Origin of the sequence: Streptomyces sp. TLI_55 (assembly GCF_900206255.1) — a bacterium.
GTDB lineage: Bacteria > Actinomycetota > Actinomycetes > Streptomycetales > Streptomycetaceae > Streptomyces > Streptomyces aquilus.
Genome location: NZ_OAOJ01000001.1, coordinates 7,528,856 through 7,550,690, shown reverse-complemented (window position 1 = coordinate 7,550,690; position 21,835 = coordinate 7,528,856). Strand labels below are relative to the sequence as shown.

The 21,835-nt window shown below is 71.3% G+C and carries 20 protein-coding genes; 9 read left to right on the top strand and 11 right to left on the bottom strand.

Annotated features, from left to right (window positions below; genetic code table 11):
• Positions 1 to 17 precede the first annotated feature (17 nt).
• The 3 genes from CRP56_RS34565 to CRP56_RS34555 form a co-directional block, all read right to left on the bottom strand.
• Positions 18 to 1,037 carry an ABC transporter permease gene (locus tag CRP56_RS34565; protein ID WP_097270759.1) on the bottom strand — a complete coding sequence of 340 codons (1,020 nt, stop codon included), beginning with the start codon at positions 1,035 to 1,037 and terminating at the stop codon, positions 18 to 20.
• Entirely contained in the window at positions 1,034 to 2,551 is a 1,518-nt protein-coding gene (locus CRP56_RS34560) for a sugar ABC transporter ATP-binding protein (RefSeq protein WP_097270756.1), read from the bottom strand. The genes CRP56_RS34565 and CRP56_RS34560 overlap by 4 nt, the downstream gene beginning before the upstream one ends.
• 132 nt (positions 2,552 to 2,683) lie before the next feature.
• Positions 2,684 to 3,865 (bottom strand): ROK family transcriptional regulator, encoded by a 1,182-nt coding sequence (locus CRP56_RS34555; protein ID WP_097270755.1) that lies wholly within the window; start codon positions 3,863 to 3,865, stop codon positions 2,684 to 2,686.
• 214 nt (positions 3,866 to 4,079) lie between these two features.
• Between CRP56_RS34555 and CRP56_RS34550 the strand changes: the two genes are divergently transcribed.
• The gene (locus CRP56_RS34550) at positions 4,080 to 5,270 is read left to right on the top strand and encodes a low temperature requirement protein A (RefSeq protein WP_097270753.1); all 1,191 of its coding nucleotides are present in this window, start codon (positions 4,080 to 4,082) and stop codon (positions 5,268 to 5,270) included.
• A gap of 56 nt (positions 5,271 to 5,326) precedes the next feature.
• On the opposite strand, the gene CRP56_RS34545 is transcribed toward CRP56_RS34550, so the two are convergent.
• The 4 genes from CRP56_RS34545 to CRP56_RS34535 all read right to left on the bottom strand — a co-directional run bounded on the left by CRP56_RS34545 (position 5,327) and on the right by CRP56_RS34535 (position 8,663).
• Positions 5,327 to 6,004: a GntR family transcriptional regulator gene (locus CRP56_RS34545; protein WP_373559773.1), complete on the bottom strand. Its 678-nt coding sequence runs from the start codon at positions 6,002 to 6,004 to the stop codon at positions 5,327 to 5,329.
• Positions 6,005 to 6,125: 121 nt separating this feature from the next.
• On the bottom strand, positions 6,126 to 7,073 hold the full coding sequence (locus CRP56_RS34540; RefSeq protein ID WP_097270748.1) for a beta-ketoacyl-ACP synthase III: 948 nt from the start codon (positions 7,071 to 7,073) through the stop codon (positions 6,126 to 6,128).
• 149 nt (positions 7,074 to 7,222) lie between these two features.
• Complete coding sequence (locus tag CRP56_RS47775) at positions 7,223 to 7,363, bottom strand: MFS transporter small subunit (protein ID WP_165951368.1); 141 nt, start codon at positions 7,361 to 7,363, stop codon at positions 7,223 to 7,225.
• Complete coding sequence (locus CRP56_RS34535; protein ID WP_097270746.1) at positions 7,326 to 8,663, bottom strand: OFA family MFS transporter; 1,338 nt, start codon at positions 8,661 to 8,663, stop codon at positions 7,326 to 7,328. Before CRP56_RS34535 ends, CRP56_RS47775 begins: the two co-directional genes overlap by 38 nt.
• Positions 8,664 to 8,922: 259 nt before the next feature.
• On the opposite strand from CRP56_RS34535, the gene CRP56_RS34530 reads away from it, so the two are divergent.
• Positions 8,923 to 9,894: a 2-dehydropantoate 2-reductase gene (locus CRP56_RS34530; RefSeq protein ID WP_097270744.1), complete on the top strand. Its 972-nt coding sequence runs from the start codon at positions 8,923 to 8,925 to the stop codon at positions 9,892 to 9,894.
• A 105-nt stretch (positions 9,895 to 9,999) separates the two neighbouring features.
• Positions 10,000 to 10,848: a formate dehydrogenase accessory sulfurtransferase FdhD gene (gene fdhD / locus CRP56_RS34525; protein WP_097270742.1), complete on the top strand. Its 849-nt coding sequence runs from the start codon at positions 10,000 to 10,002 to the stop codon at positions 10,846 to 10,848.
• A gap of 9 nt (positions 10,849 to 10,857) precedes the next feature.
• Here the strand turns inward: fdhD and CRP56_RS34520 are convergent, their stop codons facing one another.
• Positions 10,858 to 11,385, bottom strand: a complete 528-nt coding sequence (locus CRP56_RS34520; protein WP_097270740.1) for an isochorismatase family protein — start codon at positions 11,383 to 11,385, stop codon at positions 10,858 to 10,860.
• A gap of 19 nt (positions 11,386 to 11,404) precedes the next feature.
• Positions 11,405 to 11,842: a MarR family winged helix-turn-helix transcriptional regulator gene (locus CRP56_RS34515; RefSeq protein WP_097270738.1), complete on the bottom strand. Its 438-nt coding sequence runs from the start codon at positions 11,840 to 11,842 to the stop codon at positions 11,405 to 11,407.
• A 127-nt stretch (positions 11,843 to 11,969) separates the two neighbouring features.
• Between CRP56_RS34515 and CRP56_RS34510 the strand changes: the two genes are divergently transcribed.
• Together CRP56_RS34510 and CRP56_RS34505 are read left to right on the top strand one after the other, a co-directional pair.
• The gene (locus CRP56_RS34510; protein WP_097270736.1) at positions 11,970 to 12,887 is read left to right on the top strand and encodes a quinone oxidoreductase family protein; all 918 of its coding nucleotides are present in this window, start codon (positions 11,970 to 11,972) and stop codon (positions 12,885 to 12,887) included.
• Between the two features lie 133 nt (positions 12,888 to 13,020).
• Positions 13,021 to 14,250 carry a DUF4185 domain-containing protein gene (locus CRP56_RS34505; protein ID WP_097270734.1) on the top strand — a complete coding sequence of 410 codons (1,230 nt, stop codon included), beginning with the start codon at positions 13,021 to 13,023 and terminating at the stop codon, positions 14,248 to 14,250.
• Here CRP56_RS34505 and CRP56_RS34500 read toward each other — a convergent pair.
• Positions 14,186 to 15,199: a bile acid:sodium symporter family protein gene (locus CRP56_RS34500; RefSeq protein WP_373559772.1), complete on the bottom strand. Its 1,014-nt coding sequence runs from the start codon at positions 15,197 to 15,199 to the stop codon at positions 14,186 to 14,188. The two genes, CRP56_RS34505 and CRP56_RS34500, sit on opposite strands and share 65 nt — an antisense overlap.
• A 163-nt stretch (positions 15,200 to 15,362) precedes the next feature.
• Here CRP56_RS34500 and CRP56_RS34495 point away from each other — a divergent pair, with 163 nt between their 5' ends.
• Positions 15,363 to 16,226, top strand: coding sequence for a LysR substrate-binding domain-containing protein (locus tag CRP56_RS34495; protein WP_097270732.1), 864 nt, complete (start codon positions 15,363 to 15,365; stop codon positions 16,224 to 16,226).
• Here the strand turns inward: CRP56_RS34495 and CRP56_RS34490 are convergent.
• Positions 16,223 to 17,200 (bottom strand): Lrp/AsnC family transcriptional regulator, encoded by a 978-nt coding sequence (locus tag CRP56_RS34490; RefSeq protein ID WP_097270730.1) that lies wholly within the window; start codon positions 17,198 to 17,200, stop codon positions 16,223 to 16,225. The genes CRP56_RS34495 and CRP56_RS34490 overlap by 4 nt on opposite strands.
• 109 nt (positions 17,201 to 17,309) lie before the next feature.
• On the opposite strand from CRP56_RS34490, the gene CRP56_RS34485 reads away from it, so the two are divergent.
• The 3 genes from CRP56_RS34485 (at position 17,310) to CRP56_RS34475 (ending at position 21,833) form a co-directional block, all read left to right on the top strand.
• On the top strand, positions 17,310 to 18,809 hold the full coding sequence (locus CRP56_RS34485) for an MFS transporter (RefSeq protein WP_097270728.1): 1,500 nt from the start codon (positions 17,310 to 17,312) through the stop codon (positions 18,807 to 18,809).
• A gap of 241 nt (positions 18,810 to 19,050) precedes the next feature.
• A complete protein-coding gene (locus tag CRP56_RS34480) occupies positions 19,051 to 20,877 on the top strand; it encodes an AMP-dependent synthetase/ligase (protein ID WP_097270726.1) in 1,827 nt (608 codons plus the stop codon).
• 119 nt (positions 20,878 to 20,996) lie between these two features.
• Positions 20,997 to 21,833 carry an aldo/keto reductase gene (locus CRP56_RS34475; RefSeq protein ID WP_097270725.1) on the top strand — a complete coding sequence of 279 codons (837 nt, stop codon included), beginning with the start codon at positions 20,997 to 20,999 and terminating at the stop codon, positions 21,831 to 21,833.
• Positions 21,834 to 21,835: the final 2 nt, after the last annotated feature.

Sequence of the window (21,835 nt, the reverse complement as noted above, 5' to 3'; positions counted from 1 at the left end):
GGCGGTGAACCCTTTCCTCAGGTCGTGCTTGCGGTACGGCGCTGGACCAGCACGGCGGCGACGATGATCGCGCCCTTGGCGATCTGCTGGACGTCGCTCTGCAGGTTGTTCAGGGCGAAGATGTTGGTGATCGTGGTGAAGATCAGGACCCCGAGCACGGAGCCGGTGATGGTGCCGCGGCCGCCGCTGAGCAGCGTGCCGCCGATGATCGCGGCGGCGATCGCGTCGAGCTCGTAGAGGTTGCCGTTGGTGTTCTGGCCGGAGCCGGAGAGGATGATCAGCAGGAAAGCGGCGATACCGCAGCACAGCCCCGACAGCAGATAGAGGTAGAGGCGCTGGCGCCGGACGTCGATGCCCGCCAGACGTGCCGCCTCCGCGTTGCCGCCGACGGCGACCGTGCGGCGGCCGAAGGTGGTGCGGTTGAGGACCAGCCAGCCGATGACGGTGACGACGGCGAAGACCATGACGAGCGGTGGGACGCCGAGCACGTACGCGTCGCGCAGCCCGAGGTCGAGGACGGAGTCGACGGTCACGATCTGGGTCTTGCCGTCGGTGATCTGGAGGGCGAGGCCGCGCGCCGAGGCGAGCATGGCCAGGGTGGCGATGAACGGAACCATCCCGCCGTACGCGATGAGCAGTCCGTTGACCAGGCCGCAACCGAGGCCGACGAGCACGGCGGTGAGAAGGATGCCGCCGAAGCCGTACTCCTGGGTGGCGACCGTGGTGGCCCACACGGAGGCGAGGGCGACGATCGCGCCGACGGACAGGTCGATGCCGCCCGACATGATCACGAAGGTCATGCCGACGGTGACGACGCCGATCACGGAGGCCTGGGTGAGGACGAGTTGGAGGTTGCGGGTGTCGAGGAACTCGTCCGGCTTGGTGATGCCGCCGACCAGGATCAGCGCGGCGAGCACCCCGAGGAGGGACAGGGTACGGACGTCGGCGTGGGCGAACAGGCCGCGCCAGACGGCGGGTTGACCGGCCGACGGCACCTTGCCGGTGTCGTCCCGGGGCGGGGAGGCATGCTGCGTCATGACGCCGGACTTCCTTCCATGACGAGGTCGAGTACGCGGTGTTCGTCGAGCTCGCGGGCGGGGGCGGTGTGGACGACGCGCCCCTCGCGCAGCACCAGGACGCGGTCGGCGAGGCCGAGCACCTCGGGGACCTCGCTGGAGACCAGCAGCACGGCCAGACCCTCGTCGGCGAGGCGGCGGATCACCGCGTACAGCTCGGCGCGGGCGCCGACGTCGACGCCCCGGGTCGGCTCGTCGAGCAGCAGGACCTTGCAGCCGCGCAGCAGCCAGCGGGCCAGGACGGCCTTCTGCTGGTTGCCGCCGGACAGGGTGCGCACCGGCACGGCGGGGTTGTCGGGCCGCAGCGACAGTTCCCGGGTGGCGGCCCGGGCCGCGCCCCGCTCGGCGCTCCGGTCGAGCCAACCGCCGCGCGAGAAGCGGGACATGGAGGAGACCGAGACATTGCGGGTGACGGACTCCAGCATCAGCAGGGCCTGCGCCTTGCGTTCCTCGGGGGCGAGCCCGAGTCCGGCGCGGACGGCGGCACGCACACTGCCGGTCTTCAACGGCCGTCCGTCGACGCTCACTTGACCGGACAAGGGCTTCCGCGCCCCGTAGATCGTCTCCAGGATCTCGGACCGCCCCGAGCCGACCAGTCCGGCGAGTCCGACGATCTCCCCGGGGTGCACGGTGAGGTCGAGCGGCTCGAACTCACCCTCCCGGGCGAGCCCGCGCACCTCCAGGACCGGGGTGCCCTCGGGGGCGGCGGTGGGCCGGGCCGGGAAGACGTACTCGACGTTGCGGCCGGTCATCAGCGCCACGACCTCGCTGGTCGGCGTCGTCTTCGCAGGCAGTCCGCCCGCGACGGCGCGGCCGTCCTTCAGCACGGTCACCCGGTCGCCGATGCGCCGGATCTCCTCCAGCCGGTGGGAGATGTAGACGACGGCGACGCCGTCCGCGGTGAGGTCGCCGACGATGCGGAAGAGGTTGTCGACCTCGTCCGGGTCGAGGGCGGCGGACGGCTCGTCCATGACGATGAGCCGTACGTCGTGGGAGAGGGCCCGCGCCATGGAGACGATCTGCTGCTGGGCCGCCGACAACTCGCCGACCAGGCGCCCCGGTTCGATCTCCGCGTGCCCGAGCCGCTTCAGGAGCTGGGCGGTCGAGGCCCGCGCGCTCCTTCGCCGTACGACGAAGCCGGCGGCCGTCGGTTCATGGCCGAGGTGGACGTTCTCGGCCACGGACAGATGCTCCACCAGGTCGAGTTCCTGGTAGATGGTGGCGATGCCGAGGCGCATGGCGGCGATGGGCGAGCGCAGGGTGACCGGCTCGCCGCGCCAGCTGATCACGCCGTCGTCGGGCTGGTGGGCGCCGGCCAGCACCTTGATGAGGGTGGACTTCCCGGCCCCGTTCTGACCGAGGAGGCAGTGCACTTCACCGGCCTGGACGTCGAGGTCGACACCGTCGAGGGCGCGGACTCCGGGGAAGGACTTGGTGATGCCGGACATGCTGAGCAGCGGAGGTTCTGGTGCCATGCGGGTCCCCTTGGCGGGCGTGCGGGCCGGTTTCAGGGCAGGGCGAAGCAGCGGGTGCGAGGGCAGGGCGAAGCAGCGAGTCGTACGGGAATGACGCGTGACGAGGTGAGTAGTGACGCGAGGCGTGCTGGGTTACGCGGGTGAGAACAGGTGGTCGCTGATCAGCCGGGCCGCGCCGATGACTCCGGCGGTGGGGCCCAACTCCCCCAGAACGATGGGCAGGTTGCCGGTCGCCAGCGGCAGCGATTGGCGGTAGACCTGGGTGCGGATCGCGGCCAGCAGGGTGTGGCCGAGGCCGGTCACGCCTCCGCCGATCACCACCAGGCCGGGGTTGAAGAAGCTGACCAGGCCGGCGATGACCTGGCCGGTGTGATTGCCGCCCTCGCGGATCAGGTCGAGGGCGGTGGCGTCACCGGCGGCGGCCGCCGCGGCCACGTCGACGGCGGTGAGGGTGCCGTTGGCCTCCAGCCGGCCGGCGAGTTCCGCCGACCGCCCCTGCTGGGCCGCCTCCACGGCGTCCCGGGCGAGGGCCGCTCCGCTGAAGTGGGCTTCCAGGCAGCCCCGGTTGCCGCAGGCGCAGGGCCGCCCGTCGGGCACCGCCTGGATGTGCCCGATGTCGCCCGCGCTGCCGGTGACACCCCGGTGGACACCCCCGCCCACCACGATGCCGCAGCCGATACCGGTACCGATCTTCACGCACAGGAAGTCACCCACGGAACGGGCCACACCCGCGTGCTGCTCCCCCATCGCCATCAGGTTCACGTCGTTGTCGACCATCACCGGACAGCCCAGCTCCTGACTGAGCGCCTCCCGCACCGGGAAGCCGTCCCAGCCCGGCATGATCGGCGGCGCCACCGGCACACCCTCGGGAAATCGGACCGGCCCCGGAACACCGATGCCGGCGCCGTCGAAGCCTTCCGCGAGCCCGGTGGCCTTCAACTTGGCGGCCATGGACAGGACTTGCTCGAACACGGCGACCGGGCCTTCACGGACGTCCATGGGCTGGTTGAGATGGCCCAGGATCTCCAGTTCGGCGTTGGTGACGGCGACGTCGACCGAGGTCGCGCCGATGTCGACCCCGAGGAAGCGCAGCCCCGGGTTGAGCCGGATGTTGTGGGAGCGGCGGCCACCGCGCGAGGCGGCGAGTCCGTCGGCCACGACCAGGCCCGTCTCCAGCAGCCGGTCCACCTCCACGGCCAGCTTGGACCGCGACAGGTCGACCAGATCGCCCAGCTGCGCCCGGGAGTTGGGACCCCCGTCGCGCAGCAGCTTCAGCAGCCGAGCCTGATGCGTGTTGGCGGGACGTGCCGTCATACGTCTCACATGCCCCTCCCCGCCTCGACCGGCCGACTGCCGTCGTGCTTTCGAGGGGAACGTAGCAGCGGCTGCCGTACCTGGGAAGAAGCTGTGCACGAATTGCCGTCGACTTCTTCCACTCACAGGACAAAGAGGGGATGTCGGGTCGCCTGGTACAGCCCGACTCCGCGCCCCTCATACGATCTGATCATCGCCAACACAGGGGGACCACATGAACTCCGCAGTGGAGGAACCGGACCGCAGGGTCACGACGCTCGAGCTCTTCTTCGACCTCGTCTTCGTCTTCACCCTCACCCAGCTCACCGTGCTGCTCGCCGGCAACCTGTCCTTCGCCACGGCCGCACGCGTCGCGCTCATCTTCCTCGTGCTGTTCTGGATGTACGGCGCCTACGCGTACCTCACCAACCAGGTCCCGCCGGACCGCCCGTCACGGCGGCTGGGGCTCATGCTCGGCATGGGCGGGTTCATGGTCTGCGCGCTGGCGGTCCCCCGCGTCTTCGACGACACCGGCGTGGTCTTCGGGCTCGGCTTCCTGCTGGTGGTCGTCGTGCACACCGCGCTCTACACCCGCAGCCACGGCCGGGACTCGATCTGGTACGGCGTCCCGAACGCGCTCGCCGGCGTCTCGGTGACGGTCGCGGGCCTGCTGGACGGCCTGGCCGCGGACGGGCTGTGGGTTCTCGCGCTGGCCCTGCAGTTCGTGACGCCGTACATCGCCGAGCGCGGTCCGGGCCGGGCGGACGGCCGCACTCCCGAGGCGCTGCGCGCCCAGCTCGGCAGCCTCAACCCCGCGCACTTCGTGGAGCGGCACGGGCTGCTGCTCATCGTCGCGTTCGGCGAGTCCGTCATCGCGATCGGCATCGGCATCGGCGATCTGCCGCTCACGGCAAGCCTGTTCGGCGGCGCGTTCCTGGCCCTCGCGCTGGCGACCGCGCTGTGGTGGACGTACTTCGTGCGGGACGAGGAACGGGCCGAGGAGGTGTTCCGCGCCACGCCCGCGGCGGCCCGTTTCCGGCTGGCGATGAACGCGTACTACTACGCCTTCCTGCCGATGCTGCTCGGTATCGCCTTCCTCGCGGCGGGCGTGAAGAAGACCCTCGGCCATCTCACCGAACACCTCCACACCGGCCCGGCGTTGGCCCTCGCGGGCGGCGTCGCCCTCTTCCTCGCCGGCGACGTGGCCTTCCGCGCGACCCTGCGCCTGCATCCCGTCCGCTTCCGCGCGACGGCCGCGCCGGTGGCCCTGGCGGCGACCCTGCTGGGCATGCGGACCTCGGCGGCGGTCGAACTCCTCGCCCTGGTGGCGGTGTTGGTGACGATGCTGGCGGTGGAGGCACGGTGGAGCGACAAGGGGCGGGAGGTGGCGCGGGTAGGGGTGAGGGCCGTGTCGACCCCTGAGTGACGGCTGGGGAGTCGGTGGGGGTAGGCGTGAGGGTCGGCCCAACTCCCGCCTGACGCCTAGGACTTGGCTCGGGCGTGATACGAGCGGCGGGTGTGCTCCGTGTGTTCGCGCATGAGGCGGGTCGCCAGCGCCTCGTCCCGCGTCTCGATCGCGGCGATCAGGTCCCGGTGCTCGATCCAGGACTGCCGGCCGCGCTGCCGCGCCACCGGCGTGTAGTACCAGCGCACCCGCCGGTCGACCTGGGCCGCCAGCTCCGCCAGGACCGCGTTGCCCGCCAGCCGCATGACCGTGGCGTGGAAACGGGCGTTGAGGGCGACGGCCGCGTCCACGTCGTCCGCGGCGACGGCCGCCAGGCCCTCCGCCAGGATGTCCCGCAGGACCGCGACACCGGCACTGTCCGCGTTGACCGCGGCGAGCCGGGCCGCCTCGGCCTCCAACAGCGTGCGTACGGTGAGGAGTTGGTCGGCCTCCTCCTCGGTGGGCTCGTGCACGAACGCACCCTGGGCGGGCCGCAGATCCACCCACCCCTCCGTGTTCAGCCGCTGCAACGCCTCGCGCACCGGCTGACGTGAGACCCCCAGATGCCCGGCGAGCTCGCTCTCGACCAGATGCTGGCCGGGCTGGAGAGCACGGGTGGTGATGAGTTCGAGGAGCGCCTCGTAGACCCGGTCGCGCAGCGGGCCGGGACGTTCGAGCTTGGGCACCGCACCCTGTGGCAGGCCAGTCGTCGACAACATCGGTCCGTCCCTCCGGGCAGCGCGGGCACTTGCAGCCGAAAGCCAGTATGAATTGGTTTTCGTCTACAGTCTACGGCGCGTCCCGCCCTGTCCTGGGCTCCCATTCACCGGCACCACGTCACGGGCACCGCACAACCTGCCCCGCGTACGACAGGTTCCCCCCGAACCCGAACAGCAGCACCGGGTCCCCGGAGGACAGCGCCCCCTGCTCGACCAGCTTGGAGAAGGCGAGCGGAATGCTGGCCGCCGACGTGTTGCCGGACTCGGCCACATCGCGGGCCACGACCGCGTTGACGGCGCCGATCTTCTGGGCGAGGGGCTCGATGATCCGCAGATTGGCCTGGTGCAGCACGACCCCGGCGAGATCCTCGGGCGCGAGCCCCGCCTTCTCGCAGGCCTTGCGGGCGATCGGCGGCAGCTGGGTGGTCGCCCACCGGTACACGCTCTGCCCCTCCTGCGCGAACCGCGCGGGCTGCCCCTCGATGCGCACCGCGTGCCCCATCTCCGGCACCGACCCCCACAGCACCGGCCCGATACCGGCCCCCTCGCCCGGCGGGCACGCCTCGACGACCGCGGCCCCCGCGCCGTCCCCGACGAGCACACAGGTGGTGCGGTCGGTCCAGTCGGTGACCTCGGACATCTTGTCGGCGCCGATGACGAGTGCCCGCGTCGCCGCCCCGGCCCGCACGGTATGGTCGGCGGTGGCGAGCGCGTGGGTGAAGCCCGCGCACACCACGTTGACGTCCATCGCGGCCGGCGAGGGGATGCCGAGCCGGGCGGCGACCCGGGCGGCCATGTTCGGGGACCGGTCGACGGCCGTCGACGTGGCGACCAGGACCAGGTCGATGTCACCGGGCACGAGCCCGGCGGCGGCGAGGGCCTTGGCGGCGGCATGCGCGGCCAGCTCGTCGACGGGCTCGTCGGGCCCGGCGATGTGCCGCGTACGGATGCCCACCCGGCTCCTGATCCACTCGTCACTGGTGTCCACCATGCCCGCCAGGTCCTCGTTGGTGAGCACCTTGGCGGGCTGATAGTGACCGACGGCGGCGATACGCGAGCCGTTCATGGGGGGTCCCCCTCGTTAGCCTTGGGTAGCGGGATCCACCAGTCTGGTGAGTGACTCACCGGTACGGCGTCAGGTAAGGCGACAGGAATCGGGCGCCCGGGTTGTCGGCTTCCGTCAGGCCCTCGGACGCCCGAACACCTACCGAACAGTCACCCGGTGAACAGCTGCGTCGCCTTCTGCACGAGCTCGTACACCCCGTAGGCGAGCGGCGCCCCCACCCACAGCCAGGCGAAGGCGATCAGTGGCCGCCGGTCAGGCGGACTCTGCGGACTGCTGTCGTTCTGCGACATCGGCGGCCTCCCTCGGTGCGGGGATGTGGTGACGGGAGTGGACGGGCCGGACCAGCTCGTTGGCGACGAAGCCGACCGCCAGCAGCCCGATCATGATGAACAGGGACAGGGTGTAGAGGGAGGAACCGCTCTTGCCGGCCTCCTCCTGCCGGTCGGCGATCCAGTTCACGATCAGCGGCCCGAGCACACCGGCCGTGGACCAGGCGGTGAGCAGCCGCCCATGGATGGCGCCGACCTGGTACGTCCCGAAGAGGTCCTTCAGATAGGCGGGGATCGTGGCGAAGCCACCGCCGTAGAAGGACAGGATCACCAGCGCGCAGAGCACGAACACCGGCTTGGACGAGTCGCCGACCAGCGCGATGAGCAGGTACATCAGCGCGCCCGCACCCAGGTAGAGGCGGTAGATGTTCTTGCGGCCGATCAGGTCCGAGGTGGACGACCAGCCGATCCGGCCGGCCATGTTGGCCGCCGACAGCAGCGCGACGAAACCGGCCGCGGCGGACGCTGACACCGTTGTCGAACTGTCCTTGAAGAAGTCCGTGATCATCGGAGCGGCCTTCTCCAGGATGCCGATGCCCGCGGTCACGTTCATGCAGAGCACGACCCACAGACACCAGAACTGCGGGGTGCGCACGGCACTGCGCGCCGAGACCTGCGGCCCGGAGAGCGCGCTCGGCGCCCCCTCCACCGGCTTCTCGGTACGCGGCACGCGGACGAGCAGCACGCCGAGCGTCATGAAGACGGCGTACGACAGCCCGTGCACGAGGAACGCCAGCGCGATCCCGGAGCTGTCGGAGCCGAACGACTCCAGCATCTGCGCCGACCACGGCGAGGCGATCAGCGCGCCGCCGCCGAAGCCCATGATGGCGATGCCGGTGGCCATGCCGGGCCGGTCCGGGAACCACTTGATCAGGGTGGAGACGGGCGAGATGTAGCCGATGCCGAGGCCTATGCCGCCGACGAAGCCGTAGCCGAGGACGATCAGCCAGTACTGCTCGGTGGCCGCGCCCAGCGCGGAGAGCAGGAACCCGGAGGAGAAGCAGATCAGCGCGACGGTCATGGCCCAGCGCGGCCCGTTGCGCTCCACGAGCGTGCCGCCGAAGGCGGCGGACAGGCCGAGCATGACGATGCCGAGCTGGAAGGGCAGGGCGCTCTGGGTGCCGCTCAGACCGAGCGCGGACTCCAGAGGCGGCTTGAACACGGACCAGGCGTAGGCCTGGCCGATGGAGAGGTGGACGGAGAGGGCGGCGGGGGGAACGAGCCAGCGGCTCCAGCCGGCCGGTGCGACAGGGGGACTCATGATCCCGGACAGTAGGGAGCTGCGCGGGAGTTGAGAAGGCGGCACGTCGACCGTATGCGATGAGCGGTATGCGGGGCGCGCCGAACGGTCGGCCCACCCGGGTCCCGGGCGCGGTCGACAGCGGCCGACTGCCACGCGAACCCTTGCCGCTCTGCCCCGCGAACCCTTGCCGCCCCGACTTACATACTGTAGACAATATGTCGTCGACATGATTCGACGGTTCCGCGGTACACCCTCGACCGAACGGAGCTCGCCCAGCATGAAAGTCGCAGTCCTCGGCGCCGGAGCCATCGGTGCCTACGTCGGCGCCGCCCTGCACCGCGCAGGCGCCGACGTGCACTTGATAGCCCGTGGACCGCACCTCGCGGCCATGAGGCGACACGGCGTCCAAGTCCTCTCTCCGCGCGGTGACTTCACCGCGAAGGCGCACGCCACCGACGACCCGGCGGAGATCGGCCCGGTCGACTACGTCTTCCTGGGGCTGAAGGCCACCTCGTACGCGGCGTGCGGGCCGCTCATCGAGCCCCTTCTCCACGACACGACCGCTGTGATCGCCGCCCAGAACGGCATCCCCTGGTGGTACTTCCATCAGCACGGCGGACCCCACGACGGCCGCCGGCTGGAGAGCGTCGATCCCGACGGGGCGGTCAGTGCGGTGCTCGCCCCGGAGCGGGCCATCGGATGCGTGGTCTACGCCGCCACCGAGCTCGAAGCCCCGGGAGTGGTACGGCACTTGGAAGGCACCCGCTTCTCCATCGGCGAACCCGACCGCAGCCTCTCCCCCCGGTGCAAGGACTTCAGCGAGGCCATGCAGGCCGGCCAGTTGAAATGCCCCGTCGAACCCGACCTCCGCAACGACATCTGGCTCAAGCTGCTGGGCAACATCTCCTTCAACCCCATCAGCGCCCTCGCCCGCGCCACCATGCGCCAGATGTGCCACCACCACGGCACCCGTCACGTCATCCAACAAATGATGGAGGAAACGCTCGCAGTCGCCGCCGCCCTCGACTGCCACCCCGACATCACCATCGAACGCCGCCTCGCCGGCGCCGAAAAGGTCGGCGACCACCGCACCAGCACCCTCCAGGACCTCGAAGCCGGCAAACCTCTCGAACTCGACGTCCTCCTCACCGCCGTCCTCGAACTCGCCACCCTCACCCACACCCCCACACCCACCCTCACCACCATCCACGCCCTCAGCGACCTCCTCGCCCACCAGACCGCCGCATGAGCCGACACCCACCGGGCACATCCGCAGCCGCGCGTGCAGGACAATGAGATCGTGAACGCCATTTCCCCGCACGACCAGTACATACAGAACCGGGACTGATCAGCCATGGGACGAGTCACGGAACGACGCAAGGTGATCCGCATCCGCGACGGGGCGGTCTCCACCCGGCCCGACACGCTCGTCGCCGAGGAGCCCCTGGAGATCCGGCTCAACGGCAAACCGCTCGCGATCACCATGCGCACCCCCGGCGACGACTTCGCGCTGGCCGCGGGGTTCCTCGTCAGCGAGGGGGTCCTGGCCGAGCAGGGCGACCTCCAGAACATCGTGTACTGCGCGGGCGCCACGGTCGACGGCTCCAACACCTACAACGTGGTCGACGTACGCACCACGCCAGGCGTCAAGATCCCGGACATCACCCTCGAACGGAACGTGTACACGACCTCGTCCTGCGGGCTGTGCGGCAAGGCCAGCCTGGACGCGGTGCGGACCACGGCGCGCTGGCCCATCTCCGACACTCCCCCGGTCCGGGTCGACCCCGAACTGCTCGCGAGCCTCCCCGACCGGTTGCGCGCGGCACAGCGGGTCTTCGACCGGACCGGGGGTCTGCACGCCGCCGCGCTGTTCAGCGGTGAGGGGGAGCTGCTGGACATCCGGGAGGACGTCGGGCGGCACAACGCGGTCGACAAGCTGGTGGGGCGGGCGTTGCAGAGCGGCGCCCTGCCGTTGTCGCAGGCGATCCTGCTGGTGTCCGGGCGGGCCTCCTTCGAACTGGCGCAGAAGGCCGTGATGGCGGGCATCCCGGTGCTGGCGGCGGTCTCCGCCCCGTCCTCGCTGGCCGTGGACCTGGCCGCGGAGACGGGGCTGACGCTGGTGGGGTTCCTGCGGGGCCGGTCCATGAACGTGTACGCGGGCGAGGAGCGCATCGCCCTCCAGGCCGCGTCGGCCCAGGGGTGAGCGGGGCGGTCAGGACGCCGTGAAGTGGACCTCCGCCGAGTGCACCACCGTGCCGAGGCGGGGGAAGTCCAGCCGTACCGACGCGTCGTGCTCCGCCGCCGTGAGCGCCGCCATCGCGTCCTCGACGAAGACCAGGTCGTAGCCGAGGTCCCCGGCGGCCCGGGCCGTGGACTCCACGCCCAGGTTGGTGGCGATGCCGCCGAACACGAGGGTGGTGACACCCCGTGCGCGCAGCCGCTCGTCCAGGTCGGTGCCCTGGAAGCCGCCGAGGGTGCGCTTCACGACCTCGATGTCGCCGTCCCCGGCCAGACCGGCCACCAGCGCGCTGCCGGGCGGCTGTTCGGGGACGCCGGGGCGCTCCACGCGGACGAGGACGACATGGGCGCCCGCCGAGCGGAAGGCGGTCGCCAACTCCTGGGCGGTGCCGAGGACTTCGGTGCCCTTGCGGGGCTCCAGGGGCAGCGCGACGATCCGGTCCATCAGATCGACGAGGACGAGGGCGCTGCGCGCGGGGTCGAGCGCGAGGGGTGCGGTCATGACGGAACGTTATCCGCCGTCAGCCCTCTGTACCGGAAATCCGGATCAACAAGCCCATGAAATGGTCGCGTTCGGCCGGTGACAGCGGGGCCAGCAGTTCGTCGTTGGCCTTCCGGGCGGCCTTCTCACAGCGCTTCAGCAGCCGCGCGCCCGCATCCGTGAGCGAGACCGCGTTCTTGCGGCGGTCGCGCGGATCGAGGTCGCGGACGACGAGTTCCTCGGCCTGGAGGTCGTTGAGGACGCCCACCAGGTCCTTCGGGTCGAGTCCGACGGCGCGGCCGATGTCGGCCTGGGCCACGGGGGCGAGGTCGCGGACGGCGGAGAGCACCACGTGGTGCCACATCTTGATCCCCTCGGCCGCCAGCTCGTCGGCGACCAGGGCGCGGCCCCGGGCGGCGGCCCGGCCGAGCAGCCAGCTGGGGAGGGAGCGGATCTCGGCGAGGGGCGCTTCGGACATGGTCGCAGCCTAGCAAGAAATTCATAGGCCATCCCAACGAAAATCATTGGACATCCCCACGACCTCGCCTATACCGTTGGATCTCCCAACGACCCCTGCTCGTCCCCGCCCGACCCCTGGAGGTGCGATGCGCCGCATCCGCTACGAGTCCACCGGTGGCCCCCTGTTCCTGGAGAGGGTCGCCGTCCCGGAGCCCGGCCCCGCCGAACTCCTGGTCCGCTGCGAGGCGATCGGCGTCACGCTCCCCGTGGTCCGCAAGGTCACCGAGGCCGCCGAGCCGATACCGCTGGGCGGCGAGATCGCCGGGGAGGTGGTGGCGGTAGGCGCCGAGGTCACCCGCTTCCGCGCCGGCGACCGGGTCACGGGACTGTGCTTCGGGCACGGCTACGCCGACCACGCGGTGCTGCACGAGGCCATGGCCTCGCCGGTGCCCGACAGCGCCTCCGCCGTGGACGCCGTCGCGCTCGTGCGCAGCGGGCTGGTGGCGTTCGGCGCGCTGGAGGCCGCGCGCCCCGCGAAGGGTGAGGCCGCGCTGGTCACCGCCGCGGCGAGCGGCGTCGGCCACCTGGCCGTGCAGCTGGCCCGGGCGCGGGGCGCGGGCCGGGTGGTGGCGGCCGTGTCGAGTGCGGCGAAGGCGGACTTCGTACGGTCCCTGGGCGCCGACGAGGTGGTCCGCTACGCCGACGAGCGCTGGGGCGAGCCCGTCGACTACGTCCTGGACGCGGTCGGCGGCGACCTGCTCACTCCGGCCCTCGCCGCGCTCGCCCCCGGCGGCCGGCTCGTCGCGTACAGCTCGGGCGGCGGCACGATCCAGGCGTACGACCTGCTCGTGGGCGCCAAGTCGGTGATCGGCTTCCAGATGGCGCGGATCGCGCGCGGGGAGCCGGAGCTGTACGAGCGGTGGCGGGCGGAACTGTGGCGGCTGTTCGAGGAAGGGACCCTGAGGCCGACCGTGCACGCGGAGTTCGCGCTCACGGACGCGGCCGCGGCGCACGCCGTGATCGAGTCGCGGAGCAATCTCGGCAAGGTCGTGCTGCGCCCTTGACCATCACGCGCCCTTGACCATCGCGCGCACCGGACAATTACGCGCCCTGCCCCTCACTCCCACCTGACGCGCGGAACACGGCCCGCCGACCGCCCCATGGACCCTGTGACCGCCGGCCACTAACGTCCCGTGGGTGCCCGACGACGTACGAGCACGACAGCGGACGGGAACGGGGCTCGGTCTGGTGCTGGCCCTGGTTCTCGGGGCCGTGCTGTTCACGTCCCTGCCCGAGGACGAGGACCGGCCGGACGCGCGCGGCTGCGTGCCGCGCACCGTCGGCTCGTGGTCGCCGGACGAGGGGCTCACCTCCGAGTTCGCCCGCTACGGCGACGACGCGACCCGCGCCGACGACTGGACCGGCGGCGACGGCACCCACTCGGTGCGGCTGCCGGACGGGCGGGTGCTGTGGCTGTTCTCGGACACCTATCTCGGGCAGGTGTACGCCCCGCCCAACCCGGTCGGTGAGTCGTACGCGTGGCGGGACACCGCGGCGCCGCTGGTGCGCAACTCGGCGGTGCTGATGCGGGACGGGCGGCTGGAGAGCACGCTCCCGGCGCCCCTGTTCCCCGACCCCGCGCCGAATCAGTGGCGTTGGCCGGTGGCGGCCCGGGTGGAGCCCCGGTCGCCGGGGTCGTCGGAGCAGGTGCTGCGGGTGGTGCTGTGGGTGCGTACGGCGGCGGCCGCGCCGTGGATCTACGGGACGCCCACGGCCACCGAGGTGGCCACGCTGTCACTGCCCGACCTGCGGGTGGAGTCGATCGTCAAGGTGCTGGACCAGCAGCTGGTCCCCGATCCGTCCCGGCGGGTGCTGTTCGGTACGACGCTCGCCGAGGAGGGCGGGTGGACGTACGTCTTCGGCGGCGACGACGGCCAGGCGGCCTCCCGGCCGGTGTCGTCGGCGTACGCGGCGCGGGTCCCGGACGGCAGGCTCGGCGAGCCCGGTGCCTGGCAGTACTGGGACGGCTCCGACTGGCGGGCCGGGGCGAGACCGGCCGCGGTGCTCGGCGACGAGCGCAGGCGCACCGGTGTGGGCAGCGCGTTCTCGGTGGTGCGGGCGGACGGGACGTATGTGCTGTTCACGATGGCGGCGGGGACGGCGGGGCTGACGACCGTCACCTCGTACTGGGCGTGCGCGCCGAGCGGGCCCTGGCACGGGCCGACGAAGGACTTCACGCCCGCTCTGCCGAAGGGGCAGGTGGCGGCCTACAACCCCCAGGTCCACCCCGCCCTGGGCGGCGGCCGGCTGGTGCTCAGTTACGACGTGAACTGGCTGGACCCGGCCGCCGCGGCGGCGCAGCTCAACCGGAACGTGTCCCTGTACCGACCGCGGTTCGTGACGCTGCGGCTGCAACCGGTGCCGTGACGCCGGGCTCGGGGTCGTGGGCGCGGCGCTTGGCGATGACCGCGCAGACCATCAGCTGCATCTGGTGGAAGAGCATCAGCGGCAGCACGGCGAGCGAGGCGTGCGCGCCGAACAGGACGCTCGCCATGGGCAGTCCGGAGGCGAGGGACTTCTTGGAGCCGGCGAACTGGATGGCGATCCGGTCCTCCCGGTCGAAGCGCAGGGCCTTCGCGCCGTACCAGGTCAGCGCCAGCATCACGGCGAGCAGCACGCCCTCGACGGCGAGCAGCCCGGCCAGCCGCAGCGGGCTGACCTGGTGCCAGATGCCCTGGACCATGCCCTCGCTGAACGCGGTGTAGACGACGAGGAGGATCGAACCGCGGTCGACGAGGCCGAGGACCTTCTTGTGCCGGACGACGAAACCGCCGATCCAGCGCCGCAGCAACTGCCCGGCGACGAACGGCACCAGCAGCTGGAGCACGATCTGCACCAGCGAGTCGGCCGAGAAGCCGCCCGCGCTGCTGCCGAGCAGGGCCGCGGCGAGCAGCGGCGTGATGACGATGCCGACCAGGGAGGAGAAGGAGCCGGCGCAGATCGCCGCGGGCACGTTGCCGCGGGCCATGGAGGTGAAGGCGATCGAGGACTGGATCGTCGAGGGGACGAGGGTGAGGAAGAGCAGGCCCTGGTAGAGGGGCTGGGTCAGCAGCACCGGGACGAGGCCGCGGGCGGCCGTGCCGAGCAGCGGGAAGACGACGAACGTACAGGCGAGGACCGTGACGTGCAGGCGCCAGTGCTTGAGGCCGTCCATCGCCTCGCGGGTGGACAGGCGGGCGCCGTACAGGAAGAAGAGGAAGGCGATGGCGGCCGTGGAGGCGCCGGAGGCCACGTCCGCACCCGTGCCGCGCGCCGGGAGCAGGGCGGCGAGGCCCACCGTCCCGAGGAGCAGCAGGATGTACGGGTCGATCGGCAGCCAACTCGGTCGGCGCAGGCGTTTCACGGTGCTCCACATGCTCGTCGTGCTCTCGGCGGTACCGGGGCCGTGGGACCCCCGTCCATCGTCCTCCTCCCTCCCCCGATCGGGAATCCGGCATACGGCTCTGACTGTCATCACGTACCGCGATAACGTGAGGGCCATGTACGACCCTTCCCAGTTGCGTACGTTCCTGACGGTGGCGCAGACCCTGAGCTTCACCCAGGCCGCCCGGCGGCTCGGGCTGCGCCAGTCGACCGTCAGTCAGCACGTACGGCGTCTTGAGGAGGCGGCCGGGCGGCAGTTGTTCACCCGGGACACCCACTCGGTGGAGCTGACGGAGGACGGCGAGGCGATGCTCGGCTTCGCGCGCCGCATCCTGGACGTGCACGAACAGGCGTCGGCGTTCTTCACGGGTACCCGGCTGCGCGGCCGGCTGCGCTTCGGGGCGTCGGAGGACTTCGTGCTGACCCGGCTGCCGGAGATCCTGGAGCGCTTCCGCCACGACCACCCCGAGGTCGACCTGGAGCTGACCGTGGAGCTCTCGGGCACGCTGCACGAGCAGTTGGCGGCCGGGAAGCTGGACCTGGTCCTCGCCAAACGCCGGCCGGAGGACCCGCGCGGCGAACTGGTGTGGCACGACCGGCTGGTGTGGATCGGCGCGGAACGCCTCCGCCTCGACCCGGACCGCCCGGTCCCGCTGATCGTCTATCCGCCGCCCGGCATCACGCGGGCGCTCGCGCTGGAGGCGCTGGAGCGGCAGGGCCGCGAGTGGCGGATCGCGTGCACGAGCGGCAGCCTCAACGGCCTGATCGCGGCGGCCCGCGCCGGACTCGGCGTGATGGCCCACTCCCGGGGCCTCATCCCCCCGGGCCTGGTCCGCGTACCGGACCGCTTCGGCCTGCCGGAACTGGGCCGCGTCGACTTCGTCCTGATCCACGGCCACCGCCGCACGACGTCCCACGGCGCGGCGGACGCCCTGACGGCAGCGATCCTGACAAGCGGCGACCGACTGCACCGCGGCTAGGGCTTGGCGTACGTCAGCTGTTTCACCCGGCGCAGGAACGGCGTCGCCTCCACGTGCCGGACTCCGTCGAGTCGGCCGAGGGGGCCGCTGAGATAGGCGTAGAGGGCTGCCGTGTCCCGGACGACGGCGGTGACGAAGAGGTTGGAGGGGCCGGCCGTGGCGCTGGCGAAGGCGACCTCGTCATGGCCCGCGAGGGCCTGGCCGACGGAGTGCAGGGCGTCGGGGGCGGTGGTGATCCACAGGGCGGCGGCGCGGGGGAAGCCCAAGGCCTCGGAGTGGTACTCGAGGTCGATGTAGACGGCCCCGGAGTCGAGCAACGCGGTCAGGCGGCGTTTGACCGCGGACTCGGAGCGGCCGGTGGCGCGCTGGAGTTCGGGGTAGCCGGCGCGTCCGTCGCGTTCGAGGACGGCGAGCAGGGGTTCGTCGTCCGGGTCGATGCGGGCCGGTCCCGGTCCGGGCTCGGGATGCGGGCGCAGCGCGGCGATCTGCTCGTCCGTGAGCACGCCGAACTTCTGGGACCAGCCGGTCGGGCCGCCGTAGAAGCGGTGCAGCAGCTGGTGGGCGCGGATGTCGACGACGCTCGGGGTGCGGGGCAGCTTGCCGAGCAGGAGTTCGTCGTGGTCGCCGGGGCTGCGGGGCCGGGTCATGCAGACGATCTCGGTGCCGCCGGAGGCGAGGCCGATCCAGCCCGTGTCGGGCCGTTTGGCGAGGGCGTCCGAGACGGCCGCGGCACTGTCGGGCGCGCAGCGGAAGCGGAGCATCCACTGGTCCTGCCCGAGCCGGTAGCCGTCCCGGAGCGCGACCACCCGCAGCCCCGCCTCAGCGCTCAGTCTGCGGAAGCGGCGCGCGATGGTCTGGTCGGAGACCCCGAGCACCGTCCCCAGCCGGCTGAAGGAGGCCCGGCCGTTGATCTCCAGCGCCGCCAGCAGCTGGAGGTCCAGCCGGTCGAGGGTGGCGGATTCCATCTCCAGCATGCCCACTCCTGTCGAGTTCCGGCGATCTGACGCCGAATACCAGTCCGATCGGTCGCGAGGACCTCATCGTACGGAGTCATACGCATCCCACGGACGAGGAGTTGAGGACATGCGTACTTGGGGGCCGCTGACGGCGGTGTGTCTCGGCACGTTCATGTTGTTGCTGGACGTGACGATCGCGATCGTCGCGCTGCCGGACATGGCGGCGGCGCTGAACGCGTCGCTGAGCGATCTGCAATGGGTGATGGACGCCTACGCGCTGGCGCTGGCCGCGCTGCTGCTGGGGGTGGGCGCCGCGGCCGACGTGCTCGGGCGGCGGCGGGTGCATGTGACCGGGGTCGTGGTGTTCGCCGGGGCCTCGCTGCTGTGCGGCCTGTCGTCCGGCCCGGCGACGCTGGTCGCGGCGCGGGCGCTGCAGGGCGCGGGCGCGGCGGCGACGCTCGCCACGACGCTGCCGCTGCTGGCGTCGGTGTACCAGGGGCGGCGGCTGTCGGTTGCGCTCGGCACCTGGGGCGCGGTGGCCGGCGCGGCGTCCGCGGTGGGTCCGGTGCTGGGCGGACTGCTGACGGACGGGCCCGGCTGGCGGTGGATCTTCTACGTCAACCTGCCGGTGAGCGTGGTCGCGGTGTGGCTGACGCTGCGCGCGGTGCCGGAGTCGCGCGGTCGGGCCGGGCGCCGGGTCGACTGGGCGGGGACGGTGACGTTCGCGGCGTTCGCGGGCGGGGTGACGTACGGGGCGGTGCGCGCCGGGTCGCACGGCTGGGGCGCCACGGGCACCCTCGTCTCCTTCGCGGGCGCGGCCCTGGCGCTGGTCTGCTTCGTGGTCGTGGAGCGGCGGGTCGCCGACCCGCTGATCGATCCGCGGCTGTTCCTGAAGCCGGCGTTCTCCGGGGTGATGGCGGGCGCGTTCGCCTTCAACGCGGCGGCGTTCGGTCTGCTGGCATACACCTCGATCTGGTTGCAGACCGTGCTGGGGATGTCTCCGGTGCGCGGCGGGCTGGTGTTCCTGTGGCTGTCGCTGGCCGCGTTCGCGGTGGCGGCGGCGGGCGGGCGGCTGCTGCACGGGGTGCCGGCCCGGTTCACCGTCGGGGGCGGGCTGCTGCTGATCGGCGCCGGGCAGTTCTGCATGGCGTTCCTGGACGCCGGTTCGACGTCGACGGCGCTGGTCCCGGGGCTGCTCCTGGTGGGGGTGGGCACGGGCCTGGTGGCGCCCTCGGTGGCGGGGGCCGCGCTGGCGACGGTGGAGCGGGAGCGGTCGGGCATGGCGAGCGGTGCGGTCAACACCTTCCGGCAGTTCGGGTACGCGCTCGGCCTGGCCTTCTTCGGCACGGTCCTGACCGACCGGATGGCGGACGCGCTGCCGCGCGACGCGGCCCACGCGCTGGCGGGCGGCGGAGCGGGGGCGCTGCGCGGCGTCTTCCCGGAGCACGCGCTGCGGGCGGCGTTCGCCTCGGGGCTCAACACGGCGGCGGTGACGGCCGGCACGGTGGCGGTGGTCGGCGGCGTGCTGGTCCTGGCCCTGCTCAGGACGCCGGGCGCGGTGCGGACGGGTGTGACGAAACCGGCCGCGACGACGCTGACGGAAGAGACGGCCACCCAACGGAACTGATCATTCCGACAGGCCGGGCACGGGGTGATCGGGTCGTACAGATTCGGTGGAGATTGCGGGTCCGAAACTTACGCAACCGTCGGTTTTCTGTCCGACCCTTCCCCATGTGAGCGCATTTTCCGGCGCTGACCAGCCGCTACCTGAACATCGCTCGACCGGCACCCCCTCCCGCCCCGTCGGCGGGTGGGGTAGCTTTCACGGCGCTGTGCGGAGCGTCGAACCAATGTCGAGGGAGCGGGGTTTGCGCGAGTTCACCAGCCCTCCGTTGGCGTTGGCACCCCCGGTGGGCGGATTGGCCGACGTGGTGTTCGCCCATGCCCAGGAGGACCCGCTGTACGTGGCGCTCGGCCGCAAGGACGAGTCCGGTCAGTGGCGGGACGTGACCGCGGCCGAGTTCCGCGACGAGGTGCTCGCCCTCGCCAAGGGACTGCTCGCCCGCGGCATCCGGTTCGGTGACCGGGTCGCGATCGTCTCCCGCACCCGCTACGAGTGGACCCTCTTCGACTTCGCCCTGTGGACGATCGGCGCCCAGGTGGTGCCGGTCTACCCCACCTCGTCGGCGGAACAGTGTTTCTGGATGCTCTACGACGCCGAGTGCACGGCCGCGATCGTGGAGCACGAGGACCACGCGATGACCATCGCCACCGTCATCGACCGGCTGCCGCAGCTGCGCGAGCTGTGGCAGCTGGACGCGGGCTGTGTGCAGGAGCTGTACGACGCCGGCGCCCACCTCGACGACGACGTGGTCCACCGGCACCGGCAGGCGGTCACCCCCGACTCCGTCGCCACCATCATCTACACCTCCGGCACCACCGGCCGCCCCAAGGGCTGTGTCATCTCGCACGGCAACCTCATGTACGAGGCGGACACCGTCATCGAGCGCTGGGAGCCGGTGTTCCACTCCAAGAAGGGCGACGAGGCCGCGACCCTTCTCTTCCTGCCGCTCGCCCATGTCTTCGGGCGGATGGTGCAGGTCGCCGCGATCCGCGGCCGGGTCCGCTTCGGCCACCAGCCGCAGATGAACGCCGCCGCGCTGATGCCCGACCTCGCCGCGTTCAAGCCGACGTTCTTCCTCGGGGTGCCGTACATCTTCGAGAAGGTGTTCAACGCCTCGCGCCGCAAGGCGGAGAAGGAGGGCAAGGCGGGCGCCTTCGAGAAGGCCGTCGACATCGCGGTGAAGTACGCGGACGCCATGGAGGCGAAGTCCTGGGGCATCGGGCCCGGCCCTTCGGCGGGGCTGCGCATGCAGCATCAGCTCTTCGACAAGCTCGTCTACTCGAAGATGCGGGCGGCGATGGGCGGCCGCATCAAGCAGGCGATGACCGGCGGTTCGGCCATGGACCGCCGGCTCGGCCTGTTCTTCGCGGGCGCCGGCATCCACATCTACGAGGGCTACGGCCTCACCGAGTCGACGGCCGCCGCCACCGCGAACCCGCCCGAGCGCACCCGCTACGGCACCGTCGGACAGCCCATCCCCGGCATGACCGTGCACATCGCGGACGACGGCGAGATCTGGCTGCGCGGTGACAACGTCTTCCAGGGCTACCTCAACAACCAGAAGGCCACCGACGCGACCCTGCACGACGGCTGGCTCGCCACCGGCGACCTGGGCTCCCTCGACGAGGACGGCTACCTCACCATCACCGGCCGCAAGAAGGAGATCCTGGTCACCTCCGGCGGCAAGAGCGTCTCGCCGGGCCAGTTGGAGGAGCGCGTCCGGGACCATCCGCTGGTCTCCCAGTGCATCGTCGTCGGCAACGACCGCCCGTACATCGCCGCCCTGGTCACCCTCGACCAGGAGGCCGTCGAGCACTGGCTCGCGATGCGCGGCAAGCCGCGGATGACAGCGGCCGAACTGGTGCGGGACGCGGACCTGGAGACCGAGGTACGGCGGGCCGTGGTCGCCGCCAACACCCTGGTCTCGCAGGCCGAGTCGATCCGGACCTTCCGCATCCTGGCCCAGCCGTTCACCGAGGAGCACGGCCTGCTGACGCCGTCGCTGAAGCTGAAGCGCAAGGCCATCGAGAACGCGTACGTCAACGAGGTCGAGGCCTTGTACCGGGCCTGAGGGCGTTTCCGGGAGATTCTGTCGTCTTCCGCTCGATTCCGTCGTCAGGAATGCATCACGGCTCGTGATCGTTGACGATGGGAGTACCACCTGACGACAACCGTAAGGATCAAGAGCTCGTGAGCAGCAAGGTCCCCCCGATCATCCTGAACAACGGCGTCGAGATGCCCCAGCTGGGCTTCGGCGTCTGGCAGGTGCCGGACGACGAGGCGCAGCAGGCGGTCGCGACCGCCCTGGAGGCCGGGTACCGCAGCATCGACACAGCGGCGATCTACGGCAACGAAGAGGGCACCGGCAAGGCCATCACCTCCTCCGGCATCCCCCGCGAGGACGTGTTCGTCACCACCAAGCTCTGGAACAGCGATCAGGGGTACGACGCCACCCTGCGCGCCTTCGACACCTCCCTGGAGAAGCTCGGCCTGGACTACGTGGATCTGTACCTGATCCACTGGCCGCTGCCGGCCCGGGACAAGTACGTCGACACGTACAAGGCGTTCGAGAAGCTGCACGCCGACGGCCGGGTCCGTGCGATCGGCGTCTCCAACTTCTACCCGGAGCACCTGCAGCGGCTCATCGCCGAGACCTCGGTCATCCCGGCGGTCAACCAGATCGAGCTGCACCCGCACCTCCAGCAGCACGCCTCCCGTGAGTTCCACGCGGAGCAGGGCATCGCCACCGAGGCCTGGTCCCCGCTCGGCCAGGGCAAGGGCCTCCTGGAGGTCCCGGCGATCGTCGCCATCGCCCAGAAGCACGGCCGCACCCCGGCCCAGGTCGTCCTGCGCTGGCACCTCCAGCTCGGCAACGTGGTGATCCCCAAGTCCGTGACCCCGTCCCGGATCAAGGAGAACATCGAGGTCTTCGACTTCAGCCTGGACACCGAGGACCTGGCCGCGATCAGCGCCCTCAACGAGGACCGCCGCATCGGCCCGGACCCGGCGACGTTCGACATCGGCTGAGG